This window comes from Brochothrix campestris FSL F6-1037 (assembly GCF_000525915.1).
Taxonomy (GTDB): Bacteria; Bacillota; Bacilli; order Lactobacillales; family Listeriaceae; genus Brochothrix; species Brochothrix campestris.
In genome coordinates this window covers 15,707-39,486 of the sequence record NZ_AODH01000023.1, presented here as the reverse complement: position 1 = coordinate 39,486, position 23,780 = coordinate 15,707, and the positions used below count along the sequence as shown (strand labels likewise).

Sequence of the window (23,780 nt, the reverse complement as noted above, 5' to 3'; positions counted from 1 at the left end):
GCTGAGGAACCTTTCTTAAAAAAAATTGTAGACATTATAAATCGTTTGTCTTGAACATCCTAGTCTCTTCAATCCGGTTAAAACAGATTGTTTCGTTTGGAAATAGGCTTCTATCATTACAAGTACATTTGGTGTAGAGATGTTTATAGGTCATTTGTCTACACTCCTAATAATTCTTTGGTCGGAACTATTTTGAGTGTCGCACAAATGACTTTTTTATTTGTCTAGCTTAATTTTACTATCGGCGATTGCATATTAATAATATTTATCATTCAGTAAATAGCCTCCCAAAAAAAGTGTGTTTTCCGACTTTAATTATTTGACTAATCAGATAATTAATTATATCACGTGTTTAAAAAAGTGAATAGCTTTATTTTGGAGGGTGATAAGAATGAATATTTCTGAATGTAAATTAGCTGAAGCACTCATTGCTAACGAATCGTCACAAATGAGTTCAGAAGGATGGATAGTTTACCAAGAAGCTTATTCTGAATCTGTTTTGGCAGACTCAGATAAAGTAGAGAAAAAAAGACTTTGAATAAAAGCCATCTATTAGAGAAAATTCTAATAGATGGCTTTTATTCATATGGGTTACAGAAATAAATACGTCAAGTGTCACGACGCAATGAAAAAGTCGTTGTCCTAGCACTGATGGAACCGTTTTCGCGAAAATGACAGAATTTGAATGTTTTTGAAAGAAAACGCTTGCTTTTGACCGTTTGCATGCTATAATAAAAACAAATGGAGGGATGACATGTTAACTGCCGAACGACACCAACGCATAACAACTCTAATTGAACAGCAAGGTATTGTTAAATTAAATCAACTCGTCACCTTAATCGGGGCATCAGAGTCAACGATTCGTCGCGATTTAAGCGAACTCGAAGAACAGCAATTACTGAAACGTATTCATGGGGGCGCGACCCGTTTTTATGTCGCTGAAAAAGAACCGGCGATGTCAGAAAAAACAACGCAACACGTACAACAAAAACAAGCAATTGCCAAAGCAGCGGCTGCCTTAATTCAAGCCGACGAATGCATCTACATCGATGCAGGCTCAACCACCTTAGCGATGATTCCGTTTATTACGGCACCAAATGTAACCGTTGTCACGAATGGTTTGCCACATTCAGTCGCATTAGCACAACAACAATTGACCACTTATACGATTGGTGGCAAGGTGAAATTGAGCACGTTAGCGGCGGTCGGAGCGATTGCATCAGAAACAATCAAAAACTATCATTTTGATCGTGCTTTTATCGGTGCCAACGGGTTTGATAGCGCAAAAGGCTATACGACACCCGATCCCGACGAGGCCCAGATTAAACGCTTAAGCAGCACACTCGCCAATGTTACTTATGTGTTAGCCGATAGTAGTAAAAGCGGGCGCAGTTACTTTGCTAAAATTTGTCAACTGAGTGATGCGACACTCATAACTAATCAGCTCGAATCAGACGAGCGTACACGCATTTCGCAAAAAACAACGATAATCGAGGGATAAAGATGATTTATACAGTGACTTTAAATCCGGCAATTGATTACATTGTCGAAGTAAACGACTTAACCGTCGGTGAAGTAAACCGCATGCATAACGATTTGAAATTACCAGGTGGAAAAGGCATTAATGTGTCACGCATTTTGAATGAACTAACCGTCGCTAACCAAGCACTTGGTTTTTTAGGAGGCTTTACCGGTGAATTCATTAAAAACTGTTTGAATGACTTTAAGATTCCGAATAATTTCATTCAGATTGCAGCCGATACCCGCATTAATGTGAAGCTAAAGGCAACTGCTGAGACCGAAATCAACGCACAGGGCCCTGCTATTACACCCGCAGAAGCTAAGCAGTTATTGGCACAGTTTGATGAATTGCAAGCAGCCGACATCGTCATTTTATCAGGCAGCATTCCGCCAGCACTCGGACGTGATTTTTATGATAAAATCATCGCCAAAGTGAAGCAGGCCGGTGCCCAATTTGTGATTGATACAACCGGTGATCCATTGGAACGGGCGTTGGCTCAAAAGCCTTTATTAGTGAAGCCTAATCATCATGAATTGGCTGATTTGTTTCACGTGAGTTTAGAGACAAAGGACGACATTATTACATACGGACAAAAACTGCGGAGATTGGGCGCCCAAAATGTGTTGGTTTCAATGGCTGGCGCCGGCGCGATTTTAATAACGGCTGAAGGTGTGTTCGAAAGTAACGTACCAACAGGCACGGTTAAAAATTCAGTCGGCGCGGGTGATTCAATGATTGGGGGCTTTATCGGAGCTTTTGTTCAAACCGGTGATTTATTAACAGCGTTTCAAACAGGTGTTGCCACAGGGAGCGCAACTGCCTTTTCATATGATATTGCAACAGCGGCTGAAATCGCTAACTTAGTACCAACCGTAAATGTAACTAAAAAATAAGGGGTGCACACAATGAAAATTTCTGAATTATTGTTACCAGAGGTGATGGTCATGAACATGACCGCCTCTACAAAAATCGAAGCGCTTAATGAATTGGCGGGTCGTTTAAATGATGCGGGTCGTCTCGCTGATTTAGAGTTGTTTAAAGCGAAACTGCTCGAACGCGAAGCGCAATCAAGTACTGGGATTGGTGAAGGGGTAGCAATGCCACACGCAAAAACGAGCGCGGTGACACAACCGACCGTTGTGTTTGGTAAAAGTGAAAGCGGCATTGAGTTTGAGTCGTTAGATGGTGCGCCAGCTGAGCTGTTCTTTATGATTGCTGCACCAGCTGATGGGGCGGATGTCCATCTCCAAACAATTGCTGCCTTATCGCGGTTGTTAATTGATGCTGACTTCATGGCACAACTTAAAGCGACAACGACACCAGCAGAAGTAATTGCTTTGTTTGATGCCAAACAAGCGGAAACAGCTGCAACAGATGAAGGTGTACCAACGACGTCGTCAACAAAGTTTGTTGTGGCCGTAACAGCCTGCCCGAATGGGATTGCCCATACATATATGTCTGAAGATGCCTTGCTTAAAAAAGGTGCTGAACTCGGGATTGGAATTCGGGTTGAAACAAATGGGTCTGAAGGGGCTAAAAATGTTTTGACTGCCGCGGAAATTGCTCGCGCCGATGGTGTCATTATTGCGGCCGATAAAAAAGTAGAGATGGATCGTTTTGACGGGAAACCACTCTTGAAACGACCTGTCACCGATGGCTTTCGTAAGTCAGAAGAACTCGTAACACGTGCTTCAGTTGGTGATGCCCCGATTTTTCATGGCAGCGGCTCAACTGAGTCGAACAACTCGAAAGAAAATGACGAGTCAATTGGGAGTCGTATTTATAAAGACTTAATGAATGGGATTTCACACATGCTGCCATTTGTCATTGGTGGTGGGATTTTACTGGCACTCTCATTCATCTTTGAAAATAACTTTGGTACCGACAATACGATTTACAAATTACTGTCAACCATTTCAGGCGGAGAAAAAGGTGCCTTTCTGTTCTTAATGCCAATTTTAGCTGGCTTTATTGCCATGAGTATTGCGGATAGACCAGGGTTAATGCCTGGTATGGTTGGTGGTTTGATGGCTGTACACGCGAATGCTGGTTTCTTAGGGGCATTAGCTGCCGGTTTCCTAGCCGGTTACATCGTTTTAGGCTTACGTAAAGTATTTGCTCAGCTACCTAAGATTTTAGCTGGTATTAAACCGATGTTACTTTATCCGATTTTTGGCCTGTTATTAACGGGTGCTGTGATGTTTTATGTGTTTGACCCTGTCTTTGGTTGGTTAAATGATATTTTAACAACAGGCTTAAACTCAATGGGAACTGGTAATGCGATTATTTTAGGTGTTGTTCTTGGTGGGATGATGGCGATTGATATGGGGGGGCCCTTTAATAAAGTAGCCTATGCTTTTTCAATAGGTGTCTTTACAACGAGCGGTAATACAAATGGTTTAATGATGGCAGCTGTTATGGCTGGTGGGATGGTTCCACCATTCGCAACGGCCTTAGCATCGACCTTCTTTAAAAATAAATTCACAGCCGAAGAACGCAATGCTGGTATTTCGAACTATGTGTTAGGGGCAACCTTTATTACCGAAGGTGCGATTCCCTTTGCAGCAGCCGATCCAATTCGTATCATCGTCTCAAGTGTCATCGGTGCTGCCATTGCAGGTGGTTTAACACAATTGTGGGCGATTAACTTCCCAGCACCACACGGTGGTTTCATTTTAGCTGCCTTGGCTAATCACCCGTGGTTATTCGTTCTTGCAGTGGCAATCGGTTCAGTCGTTGCCGCTATCATTATGGGACTATGGAAGAAACCATTAAAGTGAAATGAAAAGTGAAAACAACAGGTTAGAACTGTAGAAATTGGAACTACCGAATGTGTCGATTATTTACCGTCGACAGATGAGGGAGTGAAATTTCCTAAGTTCTGGTTGATGGAACTGGAGAAATGAAAGTGAAAACAACCGGTTAGAAACATATCTTTTTAACTTCAGTCTCACACAGTAGCGACGATCTTTGTCGCTACTCTTTTTTTGTTTTCAAAAAGGAGCAGGTGAACAATTAATAAACTCTTAACATGCATAAATAAAAATTTATGGTATTCTATAGTAATAGCAATTAAATGATGAAAGGTGATTAGTAATGAGTATAGAAAAAGTGAAGGTTATTTTTACCGATTTAGATGGGACATTATTAAATAGTGAAAACAAAGCAAGCGAGCGTTCATTAAACTATTTAATGGAATTAAAAGCACGGGGGTACCTCATTTTTGTGTGTACAGGACGTACAATCGAAGAAATGAAAGGTGCCTTTTCAGTGCCGTTTGAACCCACTGGAATGGTAACGACAAACGGAATGGCCGTTTACCTAGAAGGTAAACTCGTTGAAAAAAATGCCTTAACAGCAGAATTGGTCACAGAATTAGTTGAACGTGCCCGTGAAGTTGAAATGTACTACGAATTAAATCCGATTTCGGGCAAACGTCGTATTTATCAAGCAGATGAACAGTGGATTCGTCAACATATTGCCGGTGGACAACCTGCCAGCGTAGAAGATGGTGAATTTTTATCACGCGAAAACGCGATGGAAGCGGGCGTCGTCGATTGGATTCCAGTCGGTACACATGAAGACATCGCTAAAATCTATTTTTATCATGGTGATCCAGCTGAAATTATCGCCTTCAATAAGAACTTAAGTGCTCTGGCCAAAGTACAACCCTTTGCTAATTTTTCATCATCGGCAAATAACATCGAATTGATTGTCGAAAACATTTCGAAAGCATCAGGCATTCGATACGTGCTCAATCATTTTAAACTAAAACCAGAAAACATTTTAGTATTTGGTGACAGTTACAATGATGTGCCGATGTTCGAGTTAGCTGGTCAATCAGTGGCGATGCAAAATGCGGTGCCAGAAATCAAAGCACTGGCAACGGCTATCAACCCTTATACGAATGAAGAAGATGGTGTCTACCGCTACCTTCACGAACTGTTTAACTAAGATGTCTAACAGTCGTAAACATAGAGGAGATAGAAGATGGACGTTGTGAATTCGCTCGCAGTTATTGTATTAATCATCATCACCGGTTTTTTTGTGGCCTCCGAGTTTGCCATCGTAGCGCTTAAACCGACAAAAGTAAGAGAATTAGAAGAATCTGGCAATAAAAAGGCCAAATACGTGCGTGTGATTACATCACGAATGAATGATTACTTAGCTGCCTGTCAGCTCGGAAACACACTCGCGGCCCTAGCCCTTGGGTGGATTGGTGAAGCAACAATGCATCATTGGTTGCAACCGCTATTCAATGTGTTACCGTTAACACCAGCCTTACAAGGACCAGTTGCTGTCGTAATTTCCTTTTTGGCGATTACATACATCAATGTCGTGGTCGGAGAATTAGCACCGAAAACATTATCAATTCAAGCGGCCGATAAGGTGGCATTAATTGTTGCGCGACCGCTTATTGCTTGGTACTATGCGATGTATCCGTTCAACTGGTTACTCAATGAATCGGCTAATCTGATTACACGCTTATTTGGTGTCAAACGTGACGTCCCCCTCAACAATGGTGTGACACCAACAGAGTTGAAAATCATTTTAAATGACAGCTATCGTCAAGGAATCGTTAATCCAATGGAATATGAGTATGTGCAAAATATCTTTAAACTGGATGACATCCATGTGCAAGAAGTGATGGTACCAAGAACTGAAGTGCAGGCCATTAACGTCGATCAAACCATCAATGAGTTGATTGAAATGTTTGCCGATCATCCGTTTGATAATTATTTAGTCGTTGAAAACAACGACAAAGATGAAGTTGTTGGTCTTTTACATGCAAAAACTATCATCTCGCAAATGGCAAATGACAAAAATATCTTTGAGCGTACCGTCGATTCGTTAATGATTCCCGAAATGAAAGTATTTGAAGGCAATAACTTGCAAGAAGTGTTGCACCAAATGCGACAAGGACACCAAAATTTTGCAGTTGTAACCGATGAATACGGTGGTACGAGTGGCATCATTACGATTGAAGACATCCTCGAAGTGATTGTTGGTGATTTAGATGAGGTCAATGAGTCGGGCAAGGTACGGGTAATTGCACCCAATCATTATATGATTCCCGGTGACGAATTGTTAATTGACGTTGACGAGCGTCTGGGCACCAATTTGGCCAATCATTTTGTCCATACCATGGGTGGATGGGTGCTATACACTAATTTTGCTGCGATTGAAGGGACTGTTATTGAAGAAGCGGGGTATCGCTTTAAGGTGGTTAGCACATCAAATCATGCGATTCAGCTCGTTGAAGTTCAAAAAGTCCCATTAATAACAAAAAAATAGTTAAATAAGGCGAAACGTAGTCAAATGACTGCGTTTTTTTATTTTATCTAACCGTTTAGCCTTTTGATAATAGATATTATGACTTATAAAAGTTATACTATAGGAGTAGTTCTTACAAAATAGTGATAATAAACTGAAAGAAGGCTATGCTAGTGAAAGTGACCATTTTTTCGACATGTTTAGTAGACATGATGTTCCCCGAAGTAGGTAAGGCAATGGTTGAAGTGTTAGAACGCTTTGGCTGTGAAACAGAGCTACCTGGTTCGCAAATTTGTTGCGGCCAACCAACGTACAACAGTGGCTATCATAAGGATAGTCGCGCTTCAATGATCAATCAAATGAAAGCGTTTAATAACGCGACCTATGTCGTCGGACCATCGGGTTCATGTGTGGCGATGCTAAAAGAATATAAAGAAATTTTCGAAGATGACCCTGAGTACCGCGACATTGCTGCCGAGCTCCATGACAAAACCTATGAATTTACACAGTTTATTGTGAATGTCTTAGGGATAACGGATGTTGGTGCGCAATTAAGCGGTAAGGCAACCTATCATCGTTCGTGCCATATGACACGATTGCTCGGTGAAAAAAAGGCGCCTTATCAATTGTTAGCAGAAGTTAAAGACCTCGAAATGATTCCACTCGAACATATCGAAAACTGCTGTGGATTCGGTGGTACCTTCTCGGTTAAAATGCCTGACATTTCAGAGCAGATGGTGACTGAAAAAGTTGAAGACATCGTTAATACCGGTGCCGAAATTTTAATCAGTGCCGATATGGGCTGCCTGATGAACATCGGTGGCAAGTTTAACCGCGACGGTAAACGCATTCGTATTATGCACATCGCCGAAGTATTGAATCATAATGTAACAGTCAACGTTTAAGTGAGGAGTTGTAAAGATGCCAATTTCAACAAGTGATAAACCATTTAAAGAGCGGATTGATTTATCGAAGGAAGATAAATTCATGCAAAAAGCGGTCGAAAAATCACAGGATGTGCAATGGGAAAAACGTGAAGGCTCACGCGAACGCATCGGTAATTGGGAGCAGTGGCGTGAACTAGGCGAACAAATTCGGCAACATACGATTACCCATCTTGATTATTATTTGGAACAGTTTAGCGACAATGTCGCCAAGCGCGGTGGGCATGTCTTCTTTGCTGAAACGGCTGAAGATGCCAGTGACTACATTAAACAAGTAATTGAGCAGAAAAATAGTCAAAAAATCGTGAAGGCCAAATCAATGGTAACAGAAGAAATCGGGATGAATGAAATGATCCGCGAGCTGTCTCACATTGAGTTTTTTGAATCCGATTTAGCAGAATTCATCTTACAAGAAGATGACTGGGATGCGCCATCACATATCGTTTTTCCTGATATTCATAAAAACCGGCAACAAATCCGCCAAGTGTTTCATGATAAACTTGGTTATGAAGGTGATGATAATCCGCAACGGATGGCCCGGTTTGTGCGTGGTATTTTGCGTCAACATTTTTTAGAAGCAGATATCGGCATTACAGGTTGTAATTTTGCGATTGCCAATTCGGGTCAGGTTAATCTTGTGACGAACGAAGGAAATGCCGATTTAGTTGAGAGTATTCCTAAAACACAAATCGTCGTGATGGGGATGGAACGGATTGTTCCTAACATAGAAGATGCCGAAGTATTGGATAACTTGTTAGCCCGCAGTGCTGTTGGTCAAGATTTAACGACTTACATTACCTTTGCTGGACCAAAACTACCTGACGAGAGTGATGGACCAGAAGATTTTCATGTCGTCATCGTTGATAATGGCCGTTCAAAAGTGTTGGGAACGGAATTTCAATCGATTTTACAATGTATTCGTTGCGGTGCCTGCTTAAATGTTTGTCCGGTCTACCGTCACATTGGCGGCCATGGTTACGGTTCGATTTATCCAGGCCCAGTCGGCGCGATTTTATCACCGATTATTGGTGGCTATGACGAATTCAAAGAGTTACCGTTTGCCTCAAGTTTATGTGGGGCGTGTACGGATACGTGTCCGGTTAAAATTCCACTGCATCAGTTATTGATTGAGCATCGTCGCGTCATGACTGATGAGAAGAAGATGATGCACGGCTTCCAAGATGTACAGATGCGTGCGATTGCCTTAGGTACGGCCAAACCGTTCCTCTTTAAATCAGCCTTGAAAGTGGCGCATGCCGGTTTAGGTGTGCTCGCAAGCAAAGACCCGGTCGCCGCGATTAATTTTTCAACGAATGGCGTGATCAAAAAGGGGCCTGGTCTAATTAAAGGCTGGACCGACGTACGTGATTTACCACGGCCAGTAAAAGAAAAAGATAATTTCCGTTCATGGTTTAAAGAACGTGAAAAACAACGGGGTGACAAACATGACACAGATTCATAATCGCGATGCCTTTTTAAATGGCTTGGCACAAAAACTGGGACGTCCGCGAGAAACAGCCGATGTCACTCATTTTGAGCCGTTAAATAACTTATCACACACGCAGTTGGCGGATAAGTCACCAGATGAATTGTTGGCGATTTTACAGGCGAAATGCGAAACGTTACTCGCGGATGTCGTTTTAACTAAAGCGTCAGCATTAGCCGCTACTTTGCTGACAATTACCCGTCAATACGGCAGTGAAACGGTGATGACTTCCACCGATGAACGCTTTCACCAGTATGGGTTAGGTGACTTGGCGAACGGAACGTGGCCAGAGTCGACGGTCACGCACTGGTTGCCAGGGATCGAAAATCGTGAATTAAATATTACGAACGCCTCAAATGCCAACATTGGTATTGTCTTTGGTGATTATTTATTGGCTGAATCAGGCTCAGTGGTGGTCGAAACAACTCCGGGTCAAGGACGCGCCTTGCATTTTTTACCGGTACACTACATTGCCATCACGCCAAAAAGTCAACTTGTTCCCCGCATTACGCAGGCGGCTAAAGCTTATAATCGCCGGATTGAAGCGGGGGAACGGGTCGGATCAGCCATTAATGTTATATCAGGCCCGTCGAATTCGGCCGATATTGAATCAATCCTAGTTGTAGGGGTACATGGCCCGTTAAAGGTGACCTATATTGTGATTGAAGATTGAATACTACCGACGTCCTCCCACCGCTTTCACGGTGGAGGCGTTTTTTTTTTAGGAGGGGCGACAGTCCTCGTATGTTTTATCAAAAAATAGGACTAAGTATCTGGTCTTAATATTAGACGAACTATTAATTAGTATGAGATAATAAGAATAGAAAAAAATAGTAGGAGTTGGTTTGGTGGCAATATTTGATTTTATTTTAATAATGCTACTTATTATCGGTTTATCGCACGTTATTAATCGTTTTATTCCGTTTGTATCAGTACCATTGATTCAAATCGCTTTAGGAGCAGCCCTGTCGTTTATCCCTTCATTGTGGCATTTACAATTGGATCCGGAATTATTTTTAGTGCTTTTTATTGCCCCGTTACTTTTTAATGATGGTAAACGAGTGAACAGTGAAGCCCTCTGGAACTTACGGATCCCGATTGTGTTACTGGCAGTCGGACTTGTTTTTGTAACGACCTTTTTAGTTGGTTATTTTATCCACTGGATGATTCCAACAATTCCATATCCGGCAGCCTTTGCTTTGGCAGCGATTTTATCGCCGACCGATGCTGTTGCCGTGGGTTCATTATCTGATCGGATTAAACTGCCAAAAAACATCATGCAATTGCTTGAAGGTGAGGCTTTAATGAACGATGCTTCGGGCCTTGTTGCCTTTAAAATGGCCATTGCAGCAATGGTAACCGGCACCTTCTCATTATGGAATGCCGCTGGTAATTTTGTGGTGGTCGCCGTCGGTGGTTTAATTGTCGGAGCAATTGCCGCTTGGTTTATTCTCCGCATCCGTCATTGGTTGCGACGTTTCGGTATGGAAGATGTGACGATCCATCTCTTAATGCAAATTGTGACACCTTTTATTATTTACATCTTAGCTGAAGAAATTGGTGTCTCAGGCATTCTTGCTGTTGTTATGGCTGGTGTTGTGCATGGGATGGAGAAAAAGAGTGTCACGACCCAAGTCGTTAAGTTGAATTTAGTTTCGACCAGTACGTGGGATATTTTAGTGTTTATTCTCAATGGCTTAGTGTTTGTCATTTTAGGGTCACAAATTCCTGATATTTTAGGGAGTATTTGGGAAGATTCAGCGATATCCAATCAACGGGTCATCGTATATATTTTGATTTTATATGTTATCTTAATTGTGCTTCGTTTTGTATGGGTGTTTGGTTCATGGCTAGTGCCGCGTTTGCTCAGTAAACAAAAGCGCGACGATACGGACACAACCGTTAAAGAACAGCTCGAATCCAGTGCGATTATCTCAATCGCCGGTGTTCGCGGTGCAGTTACCTTAGCTGGGTCGATGTCGATTCCATTCGTCCTCGCAAGTGGGGCGATGTTCCCCGAGCGCGCGTTAATTATTTTCTTAGCCGCGGGTGTCATCCTCGTTTCATTAATCGTATCGAACGTTTTGTTGCCGATTATTTTAAAAGAGGAAGCTGAATTACAAGTCGGTGAATCGATTGAAGAAGCTGAAGCCCGAATTCAAATTGAAATTTTCCGCGATGTGATTCGCGAGTTAGAATCAGAGCCAGAGCCAGAAATAAAGGCGGCGGTGCAAGTTATTATTGAAGAATACCGGACTTCGATTCGTCGGGTGCAACGCGGTCAAATCGTTAACGAATACGGCATTCAAATGTCGGCAGATGAGAAAGCGTTACGGATTAAAGTGTTAACCATCCAAGAGGAGCTCTTACACCGTTACGTTGAAGAAGGTAAAATTAATAAGTTAATTGCGTATCGCTTATCCGAAACAATTCATGCGACGAAAACACGCATTGAACGACGGATACGCACGCGTCTCAATTATTACTTTGTAAGCATCATGCATGTGGCATTGCAACTGCGAAGTAAACGTCAAAAACGAGCAAGCGGTGAGAAGAAAAAATATTCACCTCAGGATTTGCAAGCGATTAAAGATTGGCGTGCAGAGAGTGGTCGCGCTGCGATGAGCTACTTGAATGAGCATGTTACACCAGAAAACAAACGCTTAGTGAGCTCAATTATTAGCGAACAATCAATGATTATTAGCCGCTTGAAAAATCAAACAGGTGCATTAAAACACAGTGCCGATTTTGAAATTATTAAAAATGATATTCGTATTCGAGCACTGCAAGCGGAGCGGGATTCGCTGCAACAATTTTATGAAGAAGGACGGATTTCACGGGAAATGGCCCACGACATTCGCCAAAACATTAACTTCATGGAAACTTATTTGTTGGATAGTCAATCCACCGAAGATTAAAAAAACAATCGCGTTCAGGCGGACTGACCCCTTAGGGTTAGACAAAACAAAAAAGCATCTTCAAAGAATTTTCGGGTATAGATACCTATTATTCTTTGGAGGTGTATTTTTTTATCGGCACACGTGTAAGTTATCTATATGAAATTAAAATGAAGGCTGTTGAGCTGAAACTATCTGGTATTCCAACGAAAAAGAAAGGGTCAATCGACAATTGTCGCAGAAAACTATCTAAAGCGCGAATTCTTTACGACAAAGCCGCTCGAAAGATTAGTAACGGATATTACCGCCTTGCCATTTGGTGGAAAAGTATTATATCTTTCCAGTATTATACGATTGGAGAAACGCAAGATACCTTACTTGTATTAGATACGTTGAATCAATTAACGAGCTTGCCCGAAGGGACAATGCGGCATAGTGATCATGGTTCTGTCTATACATCCGCAGCGTATCAAGAAGCAGTCAAAAGCAAAGGCATTACCAGGAGCATGTCCCGTGAAGGAATGCCCGCTGATAATGCCCCAATCGAATCGTTTCATTCCACGCTAAAGTCTGAAACGTTCTATCTCGACGGATTAACGCGAACAACAACGGTAATTGTTGAACGTACTGCCAGAGATTATATTGCCTAGTATAACGATTCTCGAATTCAATTGAAACTGGTTGGATAATACTTTTTTGTGACTGTCCAGTGTTGTGGGTTCAGTCCCCAAGTTCGCCTGAGCACGATTGCTTTTTTGTTGCTATTAACTTACTTGCTTTCACCGACAACAGTGAAACGTTCATTTTGATGCTTCGGATGAACAGCCTCATCAATCATCGCGATGGCATAATCCGCATAGCTGATATAACTTTCATTCGCTTTGTTAGCCAGTAAATGATCGCGACCAGCAACGTAGTGACCCGTCCGAATACCGTCAGGATTAAAAAAGGCTGACGGACTTAAGAAGGTCCAGTTAATGGGTGACACTTGTAGATCGGTAAGGTTTTGCCCTTGGTTGGAAGCAGTCGGTAAAAAGGCTGCGGGGAATTCAGGGGTATCCATCACACGGGTGATTTTTTCGGGATCAACATACAAACTACCAGCACCACCAACGACTAATAAGCGGGTGGTTGTATTTGTGAAAATTTTGATTAAATGGCGTCCAGCTTTAACATGTAATTCTTCGTCGCCGGGTTTAGCACCAAAGGCATTGATAATGACATCGAAAGCGTTGATATCAGCTGTTTCGAGATCAAACACCTCTTTTTCAATCACCTTAACCGGTTGTGAAATGTTCGCCTTGTTACGCACAATCGCAGTCACATCGAGTTTGCGATCAAGCGCCTCTTGTAAAATAAATTGTCCTGCTTTACCACTTGCACCAATAATTGCTAATTTCATTGTTATTACCTCCAGTTTTATATTTCCCTTTATGTAACCATTGTAGTTACATTAAATAAAAAGGTCAAGAAAAAGCTCTTATTCGATATTGCAATTCTTGCATAATAGAGTATAATTACGTTGTTAGTAAACTATAAGTTTACTTAGACTAAACTTGAGGTTGTATCGATTCAACGTACCGTTGCACTAACACAACGTAACGTTGTAAAGAAGACTAACAAGGAGGTTTCGAATGAATATCGGCCAAAGTTTGAAAAATTTACGCTTAAAAAAAAGGCTTAACACAAGAAGAGTTGGCAGAACGGACTGATTTATCCAAGGGGTATATCTCGCAAATTGAACATGAGAGCAGTTCACCTTCGATGGAAACTTTTTTTTGATATATTAGAAGTGCTTGGTGTGAGCCCCAAAAGTTTCTTTGATGAGAAAACACAACAGCAAAAAATCATTTACGATGAAGCAGAACATACGTATTACGAAGATACTGAAAAAGGCTATCAAATTAAGTGGCTCGTACCAGAATCAAATGAAAAAGAAATGGAACCGGTGATTTTAACCTTCCCCCAAAAAGGCAGTTTCAAACAATTTGAACCGTCATTATCCGAAACGTTTGGCTATTGTTTAGCCGGCGTTATCAAGATTCAATTTGGACAAACAGTCCATCGACTAAAAGCGGGCGAAGCTCTCTATTTTCAAGCGTCACAGCCTCATCGGATTTATAGCGACAGTGACACTAAAAGTGTAATTGTACTTGTAGCAACGAACTCTTACCTATAAAGGAGAATGACATGACGACACCTATCATTGAATTTAAAAATGTCACAAAAAAATATGATGACACCCTCGTCTTGAACGAGATGAATTTTACGATTGAAAAAGGGAAGTTTTACACGTTACTTGGCCCATCAGGCTGTGGCAAAACAACCATTTTACAATTGATTGCTGGTTTTACAGACATTACCAGTGGCCGTATTTTATTAAATGGTGAAAAAATCGACCATTTACCACCGAATAAACGACCGATTAATACGGTTTTTCAAGATTACGCCTTATTTCCTCATTTGAATGTGTTCGAAAACGTTGCCTTTGGTCTCCGTTTAAAAAAAGTAAGTGAAAAAGTGATTGTCAAAAAGGTCGAAGAAGCGTTAGCGATGATGAATTTATCAGGTTTTATTAACCGTGACATCCAAGCAATGAGTGGTGGTCAACGTCAACGTGTGGCAATTGCCCGGGCAATTGTTAATGAGCCTGACATCATCTTACTCGATGAACCCTTATCGGCATTGGATTTGAAATTGCGGGTCGCGATGCAAAATGAATTGCGGCAGTTACAACGTCGCTTAGGGATTACTTTTATTTTTGTTACCCATGACCAAGAAGAAGCGTTGGCGATGTCAGATGAAATTTTTGTCTTAAATGAGGGCGAGATTCAACAAAGCGGCACACCAATTGACATCTATGATGAACCAATCAACCGGTTTGTGGCTGATTTCATTGGTGAATCAAATATTATCGCGGGCAACATGTTATCCGATTTTAAGGTAGTTTTTGCAGGCAAACAGTTTGACTGTGTTGATCAAGGCTTACGTCCGAATGAAGCGATTGAAATTGTAATCCGCCCCGAAGACTTAGTTTTAACAGAGCAACACCAGGGCAAGTTACAAGTCACTGTGACATCACAGTTGTTCCGCGGTGTCCATTACGAAATTTTCGCAGTCGATAGCGAGGGGAATGATTGGCTTGTGCATTCGACGAAGAAAGCAAGTGTTGGCGATACAATCGGGTTGGAGTTTAACGCCGAAGACATCCATGTCATGCGCTTGGATGAGTCTGAGGCCGAGTTCGACAAACGACTTGAAGCGTATGAGGTGTCCTAATGAGTAAAACTTTTCGACGCCTGTATTCAGTTCCTTATTTCTTATGGATTATTTTATTTGTGATATTGCCGGTTTTGCTTGTCGCCTACTATTCATTGTTTGATATTAGCGGTCACTTCACCTTCGATAACTACCGCCGCTTTGCAACACCGGTATACTTAAAAATGACCTTGAGTTCGTTTTGGTATGCGTTTTTAGTGACGTTTTTCTGCTTGGCAGTGGCGTATCCAACGGCTTATTTATTAACACATACGAAGCATAAACAACTATGGTTGTTATTAATTATTTTACCCACCTGGATTAATTTATTGTTGAAAACCTATGCTTTCATCGGTTTATTTGGCGCCTATGGCCCAGTCAATGAGGTGTTTAGCTTCTTTGGGATACCCGCCCAACAGCTATTGTTTACCGATTTTAGCTACGTATTTGTCACGACCTACATCTTCATACCGTTTATGATCATGCCGATTTTCAACGCGTTAGAAGATTTAAATCCATCGCTCATTCGGGCTTCACGTGATTTAGGGGCCTCAAGCGCTCAGACATTTCGTCGCGTGATTTTCCCATTAACACTCGATGGCATTAAAGCCGGCACGCAGGCTGTTTTTATTCCCGCCTTGTCACTCTTTATGATTACCCGTTTAATTTCGGGCAATCGCGTTGTGACACTCGGAACAGCCATTGAACAACATTTTCTCGTGACCCAAGACTGGGGAATGGGTTCCACTATTGCCGTCGTTCTCATTGTGGCGATGGGAATTATTATGTTTGCCATGAGTGGTAAGAAAGGAGCGGGCGAATGAACAAACAAATGAAATGGGGCAATGTCTATTTAGTCGCTGTCTTTGCAGTGCTCTATGTGCCAATCCTATACATGGCGTTGTTTTCGTTTAATAAGGCAGGCACAATGGTTAATTTTTCGGGTTTCACCTTGGACTATTATCAAGAAGTGTTTCAAGATAAACGGTTGATTATGATCGTGCTCGATACGTTTGCGATTGCGCTACTATCGTCAACCATCGCGGTCATTATTGGTGTGTTTGGTGCTTTGGCCATTCGTTACGCACCAAAACGTCAGTATAAAAACAGTATCTTAACGTTAAACAACGTTTTAATCGTTTCACCGGATGTCATTATTGGGGCCTCCTTTTTAATCCTCTTTACAATGGTCGGTTTGAAACTCGGTTTTGCCTCGGTTTTAATTGCCCATATTGCCTTTAGCGTACCGATTGTCGTGCTAATGGTATTGCCAAAATTAAATGAAATGAGTCCATCACTCGTCCGTGCCGCCCAAGATTTAGGTGCTAACCAGTGGCAGGTCCTCACGAAGGTGATTTTACCTTCGCTGACGTCGAGTATCTTTGCGGGGTTCTTTATGGCGTTAACATACTCACTGGATGACTTTGCTGTTACTTTCTTTGTGACCGGAAACGGTTTTTCAACCTTAGGTATTGAAATTTATTCACGGGCAAGAACGGGTGTATCACTTTCAATCAATGCGATTTCAACCATCCTGTTTGTGATTACGTTAGCACTCGTATTAGGTTATTACTTCTTAAGCATTAAAGACAAACGAGCAAAGGGGATACGTAAATGAAACGATTAGTTTATTTTTTTTTCTGGCATTATCGTCGTCGCCTTAATCATTTTGTTAATTGCCGTTAAAATGAATGCGGCCAGCGGCAATACTGCTGGAAATACCTTAACGATTTACAATTGGGGCGATTACATCGACCCGGAGTTAATTACAACCTTTGAGAAGGAAACGGGCATACATGTCAGTTACCAAACGTTTGATAGCAACGAGGCAATGATGACCAAAATTGAGCAAGGCGGAACCAACTTCGATTTAATCGTACCGTCTGACTATACAATTGCTAAAATGAAAAAAGCCAACCTGCTTGAGAAACTCGATAAAACAAAGATCTCACAGTTTAATAACATCGATGCGAACTTTAGACACTTAAATTATGATGACGGCAATAATTATTCAATTCCGTATTTTTGGGGAACAGTCGGGATTTTATATAACAGTCGCATGCTCGATGGTTTGACGATTACAAGTTGGTCAGATTTATATCGTCCCGAATTAAAGGGTGAAATCATGCTCGTTGATGGGGCGCGTGAAGTGATGGGAATGGGGCTCAATACGTTAGGTTACTCGTTGAACGATGTGAACCCAACCCATCTCGACGAGGCACAGACAAAGCTGAAACAATTGATGCCGAATGTCAAAGCGATTGTCGGGGACGAGATCAAATTGATGATTCAAAATAAAGAGTCAGCCCTCGGCGTCGTATGGTCAGGCGAGGCAGCTAACATTGTGCAGGAAGATGCTGAACTTGATTACGTCATCCCCTCAGAAGGAACGAACCTTTGGTTTGATACGATGGCAATTCCAAAAAAAAGCCAAAAATAAGGAGGCTGCCTATGCCTTTATCAATTTCATGTTGGAGCCAGAACATGCCGCTGCTAATGCAGACTACGTCGGTTACTCAACACCGGTGACGAAAGCTAAGGCCTTTTTACCACTGGAAGTGGCCAATGATGAACGTTTTTACCCTGATTTTTCTGAAGTGAAAGGGCTCGAAGTCTATGCTGACTTAGGTCCCGAAAAGTTATCCCTCTACAATGAACTATATTTGCAATTAAAAATGGCTAAACGGTGACAAATTGTAAAATTAGGCTTATAATAAGACTAAATTAAGGCAAGACAACGGGACGGTTCTGTTTCAGTAACTATCGCCCGATTTGCTATAGGGGGTAAGACGATGGGGATTCAACAAATAAAACAATGGACATATAAGCTAGACGGTACTGGGAGTACAGACTGGGGCGATTTATGTGAGGCGTTTGCCATCGCAAAAACCGGCTTAGCACAGTCTCCGATTAACATCGAACGCGCAGATGCGCTTACCGCTGTATCTGTACTACCAGTAACGTATCACTACACAAATTTAACCTTTGATTGTGAGATGAAGGGCGATCGTGTCTTTCATGCTTATCCACAAGAAAACACCAATTATTTGACATACCGCGGTGTTAAATACCATTTAACAAACTGGCACATGCACATGCCAAGTGAACATCAGATGGATGGATTTCATTATCCGCTTGAAGGTCATCTTGTCCATACGAATGAGCAGGGCGGTGTGATTGTACGGGCCTTTTTCATGAAAATTGGCGAGCGCGATAACCGTCTCTTGGCTGGTTTAGCTGAGCAATGGCAACTGGCTCAGTCCGAAGGTAAAAAAGGCAGCTGGCAGTTTAACCCAGCAACCTTAATTGCCGACAGCCGTGAAACAATTTATGTGTATGATGGCTCGTTAACAACACCACCGACACTAGAATGCGTGACATGGATGGTGAGGAAGCGTCCAATGATTATTAGCCACGAACAGTATACAGCCTTTGTTAATTTGTTAAATGGCTCTAATCGTCCGGTACAGCCTTTAAACGGTCGCATTGTTTCTAAATATTAATCATGAAAAGAAGGCCACACTTGCTAGGATGCAAGTGTGGCCTTCTTTTGGTTTTATTTAACGAATTTGTTAACGAGTTGTAAAACATGAGCAGCAGCATTTGGTAAATGCGCCATGTAACCGTGCGTTACGCGTTCGATTTCATGATGTTCAACTGTTACACCAGCTTTGGCTAAGACATCAGCATATTTGCGAGCTTGATCACGTAATGGATCAAATTGTGCTGAAATAATAAGTGCTGGCGGTAAGTTAGTTAAGTCCTTAGTGCGAATAGGTGCTAATAAAGGATTGTATTTCAGTTCATAATTATCAGCTATGTAGAGGCTAAACATCTTATCTAAGCCATCTTTGGTAAGAACAAAGCCTTCATCAAAAATATCAAATGAGGGGTATAAGACACTGGCGTCACGCGAGAAAATATCAGTGATCGGGCTAAATAAGAGTTGTTCACTAATCTTCGCTTCAGATTGTTTGTCGCGGGCTAAAATACTAATAACAGCCGCGAGGTTAGCACCAGAACCTTCACCGGCAACGATAAAACCAGAACCGTCGTATTCAAGGCTAGCAGGATGAGCCTGTGCCCATTCTAAGGCTGCGAATGCATCTTCGACAGCAGCAGGAAACGGCGCATCGGGAGCTAAGCGGTATTCGACTGTGATGACTTTGAAACCAGTTTCTTCAACGATGTCACGTGCAAGCGCATCAGTTGTTTGGAGATTGCCGTTAATGAAGCCACCATCATGGAAGTAAAGCATTACTTTGTAAGGGCCATCTTTAATCGGTGTATAAATTCTAATCGGCAACTGAGTGCCTTTTGGTCCCGCGATTTTTTTATCTTCAACCAGTCCTACGTGAACAGAGGGACGTACAGGTGTTAATTTATCGGTTACACGGATGTATTTATAACGGCTGCCAATATCAGTCGTACTACCGCTTGTTTTAACGTATTCTTTAGCGTCATCGTTTAAGTTTTCTAATTGTTCAGGGTGGGCGATGGGCACGCCTTTAGCTTTACGGAATATGAAAAAAAGCACCGTAAAGGGCAATAATACAAGTGTCGCAAATCCTACAAATAGCCATTTTAAAAATTTATTCATCTCGTTCACTCCTTTAATTTCACTTCTTTACCATTATACCAATTTTCCGAAATAATAAGCAATTAAAGACTCAGCGGTGAGGGTTGTGATTGTTCAATCAGCGTGAATTCAAGTATAATGTAGAAGTTGGAGCCAGTGCTTAATTTATAGCGTTGAAAGGATACTTAAAATGAAAGAAGCCTTATATCGTACGTTTACAAGATCGGAATGGAAAACGTTAGAAAAAATCACACTACCAGATTTATCCCTATCTGAGTTAACGCGGATTGAAAGTTTAAATGACCGATTATCATTAGCAGATGTAGAAGAAGTCTACCTCCCATTAATTAAATTATTAGCCATTCATATTAAAGAGTTTCAAACGAAAAACACCGAATTAAATCAGTTTCTGAAGAAAACAGATAAGCCTGCCCCGTTTATTATTGGGATTGCTGGCAGTGTCGCAGTTGGGAAAAGTACGATTGCACGACTGCTGCAAGTTTTGTTAAGCTATGCTTTACCAGCATTAAATGTTGAGTTAGTGACGACTGATGGTTTTTTATTCCCGAATAAAGTGCTTCGAAAGGCTGATATGATGGATCGTAAAGGCTTTCCTGAAAGTTATGATGGCCGCCGCATCATTCGTTTTTTGAGTGAATTGAAAAGTGGTCAAACAGAAATTCAAGTACCACTCTACTCGCATTTAACCTATGATGTCTTGTCGGATGAAAAACAAACCTTAATTGAACCCGATGTCGTGATTGTTGAAGGGGTTAATGTATTGCAAGGCAATCTCAAACAACCGTTTTTCACCACTGACTTCTTCGATTTTTCAATTTATATGGATGCTGATAAGGGATTGATTCAAAAATGGTACGTCGAACGGTTTATGCTTTTACGTGAAACGGCCTTTTTTAAAACCAGAATCATATTTTCATACGTATGTTGATAAAACCGATGAACAAGCTTTAGCGATTGCTGATGATGTCTGGCATCGCATCAATGAAATTAACTTAGAAAAACACATTGAGCCGACTCGTAATCGAGCAAAATTGATTCTGAAAAAGGGCGAAAATCATAAAATTGACGAAATTAAATTACGAAAGTAACAGCTTTGATTGCAATTTTGAATCAAACAGCATACAATAAGGATGTCAGACCGACAGATTGCCGAGCAATTCTGCTGACAATTCTACTCAAAAGAGAGGTAAACAACTCATGGGAACATCTTTCCGTGTCGCGCTTACAGTTGCCGGTCTAATTTTAACGGTCTATTGCTCATATTTAATTGTGGTTCAAGTAGCAGCAGACAATAACGTTGATCTACAGTCACCCGTTAAGTATGAAGCGATAGAAAGTAAGTAACAAAAAAAACGAATGCACGATCGATATCTGTAGTGACCCCCAAAAGTTAGACTTTTAGGGAGTGGAGAAATCCACTCCTTTTTTTCATGTTTTAAAATGGCTGACTACGCAACTAATCGTGCTGTTTTACGAAATTGAACGGGACTTTGCCAGTTTAGCTTCTTTTTCATACGTTTATTATTGTAGTAGTGAATATAGCGATCAATCGCTCGTTTGAGTTCCTCGAAGCTATGATAGATTTCACCATGGAAAATTTCTTGTTTCAAAAGACCAAAGAAGTTTTCCATAGGAGAATTATCTAAACAATTCCCTTTTCGGGACATGCTTTGAAAGATTTTATGTTCCTTGAGTTTATCACTGCATGCAGCCATTTGATAAGCCCATCCTTGGTCTGAATGGAATATTCTACGAAAAGGGCAATTATTTGTTGTCTTGATAGCATCTGCTAATCCGTTTATAATAGCTGCTGCATTCGGCTTCTCTGATACTCGATAAGAAAGAATTTCACTATTGTATAGGTCCATAAAAGGATCTAAATAAAGTTTTTTCTGACGAATGACACCTGAGGTGTCTGCTTCAAAATATTTGAACTCGGTTGTATCAGTTGTTATTTTTTGATGGCAAATACTCGTGTAGAATCGTCGATGAATAAGATTTTTAGCAATTCTACCGACCTTGCCACGATAAGAACTATATCGACGTGACTTTCTAGTATAGGATTTCACCTCGATACCTAATTTTTTTATCAAACGTTGAACTTTCTTTTTATTGATAGATAATCCGTAGTTTTCCAATTCTTTTTTCATTCGAAGGCAACCATAATCCTTATGTTCTTGACGAATTTCTAACATTTTATTTTCGATATCTTGATCTGGATTTAAGCGATTAAAGCGTTTCTTCCAATACATATAGGTTGCTTTAGGAAATTTTAATGTTTCAAGAAGCTCAACTAATTTGAATGATCCTCGGAGGCTGTCGATGATTCGTGCGACTGATTCTTTTGTCTTTGTTGAGCTTCCAGTTTTCGCAGCTTCCTCAATTCTTTTAAAAAGGCATTCTCAATTTGAAGCGAACGCACTTGTTTCTCTAAATCTTTGATGCGGTCGCGTTCTCCAGCTATTTCACATATTGCAACTTTTTTTACAGCTTTCTTTTTCTTAGACATATTAGAAGGACGTCCTTTCGTTTTTGAAAGTCCTTCGACTCCATCCTCTCTAAACTTACGCATCCATGATGCAATCAGAGGTGGATTATTAATGCCTATGGCATTAGCCACATCACGATAGGACATTTCACTTGTTTGATATAACTCTATCGCATCTAACTTGAATTGAACAGAATATTTTTGATTTTGACGCTTTCTAAAAAGACCTTCTTCACCAAATTCTTTATAAATATTAACCCACCTTAGTATCTGTTTCTTATCTTTCAATTCATATTTATTCGCTAGATACAATAGGCCTTCTCCATCAAGGTATTTTTGAACGATTCTAAATTTAAATTCAAAATTATATTTTGCCATAAAAATAGCGACCTCCAAACGTTAGATTTTTGGTCTAACTTTTGGGGGTCGCTTCAATCTTTCGATCGTGCATTCGTTTTTTAGTTCTCTTTTTTGGTGATGTTCGTTATCTTATGAGTAAAACCTTCACCTTCGACGCGTTTGACATCATTAATAATAATAAAGGCATGTTCATCAATTTCACGGATGGATTGGGTTGCTATGCGGAGCTGTTGCCGACTAACAACCACATAGAGGACTTGTTTGGCTTGTTTCGTATAGTGACCGTGACCATGAAGAACAGTGATGCCACGTTCGATTTGTTGCTCAATTGTATTCGCAATCAATTCATGCTTTTCAGAAATAATGATGATTGATTTTTTGACGTTGGCACCTTCTAAAATTAAATCGAGTACCTTTGTCGAGATGTAGAGCGAGATAACAGTGAAAATCATATTTTCAAAGCCAATGACAAAGCCCGATGGGATAACGACGATGAGATCGAAAAACAATAAGGCGTAGCTCGTGTTCCAACCAAGGTATTTATTTGCCATCTTCGCTAGAATCGCTGATCCCGCCGTGGTACTCCCACTATTCATAATGAGACCGATACCGACACCCATTGAGATACCAGCTGCAACACTTGCAACAAGTGGAGAGTGAAATTCAGCGCCCCACGTATGTGTTAACTTCAAGAAGAGTGACATGAAGGCAATGGTAACAATGGTATAATAGAAGGTTGATTTGTCCAAGTATTTATAGCCTAAAAACATCAGCACGCCGTTAAAAATTAAGTTGGTGAGAGCCGGTGCAATCCCAAATAAATAAAAGAGAATCATCGTTGTCCCGGTGACACCACCTTCAGTAAGGTTGTTAGGAAGGGCAAAGATGTTGACTGAAAGGGCGAAAATAAACGAACCAATCATAATTTTTGTGATGTTAAATGTTATTTCT

Annotated in this window: 19 protein-coding genes and 4 pseudogenes; 19 read left to right on the top strand and 4 right to left on the bottom strand. The window is 41.0% G+C overall.

Annotated elements, in window-relative coordinates:
* The first annotated feature begins 391 nt into the window (after positions 1-391).
* The 11 genes and pseudogenes from BCAMP_RS13495 to BCAMP_RS13075 all read left to right on the top strand — a co-directional run.
* Positions 392-538: a hypothetical protein gene (locus BCAMP_RS13495; RefSeq protein WP_156921166.1), complete on the top strand. Its 147-nt coding sequence runs from the start codon at positions 392-394 to the stop codon at positions 536-538.
* Between the two features lie 216 nt (positions 539-754).
* Complete coding sequence (locus BCAMP_RS06195; RefSeq protein ID WP_035314515.1) at positions 755-1,501, top strand: DeoR/GlpR family DNA-binding transcription regulator; 747 nt, start codon at positions 755-757, stop codon at positions 1,499-1,501.
* 2 nt (positions 1,502-1,503) lie between these two features.
* Positions 1,504-2,415: a 1-phosphofructokinase gene (gene pfkB / locus BCAMP_RS06190; RefSeq protein ID WP_035314513.1), complete on the top strand. Its 912-nt coding sequence runs from the start codon at positions 1,504-1,506 to the stop codon at positions 2,413-2,415.
* Positions 2,416-2,427: 12 nt separating this feature from the next.
* A complete protein-coding gene (locus tag BCAMP_RS06185) occupies positions 2,428-4,302 on the top strand; it encodes a PTS fructose transporter subunit IIABC (protein ID WP_035314512.1) in 1,875 nt (624 codons plus the stop codon).
* Positions 4,303-4,618: 316 nt separating this feature from the next.
* Positions 4,619-5,476, top strand: coding sequence for an HAD family hydrolase (locus BCAMP_RS06180; RefSeq protein ID WP_035314510.1), 858 nt, complete (start codon positions 4,619-4,621; stop codon positions 5,474-5,476).
* Positions 5,477-5,512: 36 nt separating this feature from the next.
* Positions 5,513-6,817, top strand: coding sequence for a hemolysin family protein (locus BCAMP_RS06175; protein WP_035314509.1), 1,305 nt, complete (start codon positions 5,513-5,515; stop codon positions 6,815-6,817).
* A 152-nt stretch (positions 6,818-6,969) separates the two neighbouring features.
* On the top strand, positions 6,970-7,701 hold the full coding sequence (locus BCAMP_RS06170; RefSeq protein ID WP_035314507.1) for a (Fe-S)-binding protein: 732 nt from the start codon (positions 6,970-6,972) through the stop codon (positions 7,699-7,701).
* Positions 7,702-7,717: 16 nt separating this feature from the next.
* Positions 7,718-9,202: a LutB/LldF family L-lactate oxidation iron-sulfur protein gene (locus BCAMP_RS06165; RefSeq protein WP_035314506.1), complete on the top strand. Its 1,485-nt coding sequence runs from the start codon at positions 7,718-7,720 to the stop codon at positions 9,200-9,202.
* On the top strand, positions 9,186-9,899 hold the full coding sequence (locus tag BCAMP_RS06160; protein WP_035314505.1) for a LutC/YkgG family protein: 714 nt from the start codon (positions 9,186-9,188) through the stop codon (positions 9,897-9,899). Before BCAMP_RS06165 ends, BCAMP_RS06160 begins: the two co-directional genes overlap by 17 nt.
* A gap of 175 nt (positions 9,900-10,074) precedes the next feature.
* Positions 10,075-12,144 (top strand): Na+/H+ antiporter, encoded by a 2,070-nt coding sequence (locus BCAMP_RS06155; protein ID WP_035314503.1) that lies wholly within the window; start codon positions 10,075-10,077, stop codon positions 12,142-12,144.
* A gap of 177 nt (positions 12,145-12,321) precedes the next feature.
* Positions 12,322-12,770, top strand: a pseudogene (locus BCAMP_RS13075) (IS3 family transposase); the annotation flags it as partial.
* A 122-nt stretch (positions 12,771-12,892) separates the two neighbouring features.
* Here the strand turns inward: BCAMP_RS13075 and BCAMP_RS06145 are convergent.
* Positions 12,893-13,525 (bottom strand): NAD(P)-dependent oxidoreductase, encoded by a 633-nt coding sequence (locus BCAMP_RS06145; protein WP_035314501.1) that lies wholly within the window; start codon positions 13,523-13,525, stop codon positions 12,893-12,895.
* A gap of 232 nt (positions 13,526-13,757) precedes the next feature.
* On the opposite strand from BCAMP_RS06145, the pseudogene BCAMP_RS06140 reads away from it, so the two are divergent.
* The 6 genes and pseudogenes from BCAMP_RS06140 (at position 13,758) to BCAMP_RS06115 (ending at position 18,884) form a co-directional block, all read left to right on the top strand.
* Positions 13,758-14,302, top strand: a pseudogene (locus tag BCAMP_RS06140) (helix-turn-helix domain-containing protein).
* 11 nt (positions 14,303-14,313) lie between these two features.
* On the top strand, positions 14,314-15,402 hold the full coding sequence (locus BCAMP_RS06135) for an ABC transporter ATP-binding protein (RefSeq protein WP_035314499.1): 1,089 nt from the start codon (positions 14,314-14,316) through the stop codon (positions 15,400-15,402).
* On the top strand, positions 15,402-16,205 hold the full coding sequence (locus BCAMP_RS06130; RefSeq protein WP_035314498.1) for an ABC transporter permease: 804 nt from the start codon (positions 15,402-15,404) through the stop codon (positions 16,203-16,205). The genes BCAMP_RS06135 and BCAMP_RS06130 overlap by 1 nt, the downstream gene beginning before the upstream one ends.
* The gene (locus BCAMP_RS06125; protein ID WP_035314496.1) at positions 16,202-16,999 is read left to right on the top strand and encodes an ABC transporter permease; all 798 of its coding nucleotides are present in this window, start codon (positions 16,202-16,204) and stop codon (positions 16,997-16,999) included. Before BCAMP_RS06130 ends, BCAMP_RS06125 begins: the two co-directional genes overlap by 4 nt.
* Positions 16,996-18,071 (top strand): annotated as a pseudogene (locus BCAMP_RS06120) (ABC transporter substrate-binding protein). The gene BCAMP_RS06125 and the pseudogene BCAMP_RS06120 overlap by 4 nt, the downstream one beginning before the upstream one ends.
* 102 nt (positions 18,072-18,173) lie before the next feature.
* Positions 18,174-18,884 (top strand): carbonic anhydrase family protein, encoded by a 711-nt coding sequence (locus tag BCAMP_RS06115; protein WP_035314495.1) that lies wholly within the window; start codon positions 18,174-18,176, stop codon positions 18,882-18,884.
* A 53-nt stretch (positions 18,885-18,937) separates the two neighbouring features.
* Here the strand turns inward: BCAMP_RS06115 and BCAMP_RS06110 are convergent, their stop codons facing one another.
* The gene (locus BCAMP_RS06110) at positions 18,938-19,981 is read right to left on the bottom strand and encodes an alpha/beta hydrolase (protein ID WP_035314493.1); all 1,044 of its coding nucleotides are present in this window, start codon (positions 19,979-19,981) and stop codon (positions 18,938-18,940) included.
* A 169-nt stretch (positions 19,982-20,150) separates the two neighbouring features.
* Here BCAMP_RS06110 and coaA point away from each other — a divergent pair.
* A pseudogene (gene coaA, locus BCAMP_RS06105) lies at positions 20,151-21,069 on the top strand (type I pantothenate kinase).
* Between the two features lie 109 nt (positions 21,070-21,178).
* Positions 21,179-21,325 carry a hypothetical protein gene (locus BCAMP_RS13490; protein WP_156921164.1) on the top strand — a complete coding sequence of 49 codons (147 nt, stop codon included), beginning with the start codon at positions 21,179-21,181 and terminating at the stop codon, positions 21,323-21,325.
* A 104-nt stretch (positions 21,326-21,429) separates the two neighbouring features.
* On the opposite strand, the gene BCAMP_RS13070 is transcribed toward BCAMP_RS13490, so the two are convergent.
* A protein-coding gene (locus BCAMP_RS13070; protein WP_408605180.1) for an IS3 family transposase occupies positions 21,430-22,847 on the bottom strand; the annotation gives its coding sequence in 2 pieces (ribosomal slippage) (positions 21,430-22,373 and positions 22,373-22,847; 1,419 coding nt in all).
* A gap of 80 nt (positions 22,848-22,927) precedes the next feature.
* Complete coding sequence (locus BCAMP_RS06090) at positions 22,928-23,752, bottom strand: YitT family protein (protein ID WP_198015722.1); 825 nt, start codon at positions 23,750-23,752, stop codon at positions 22,928-22,930.
* Positions 23,753-23,780: the final 28 nt, after the last annotated feature.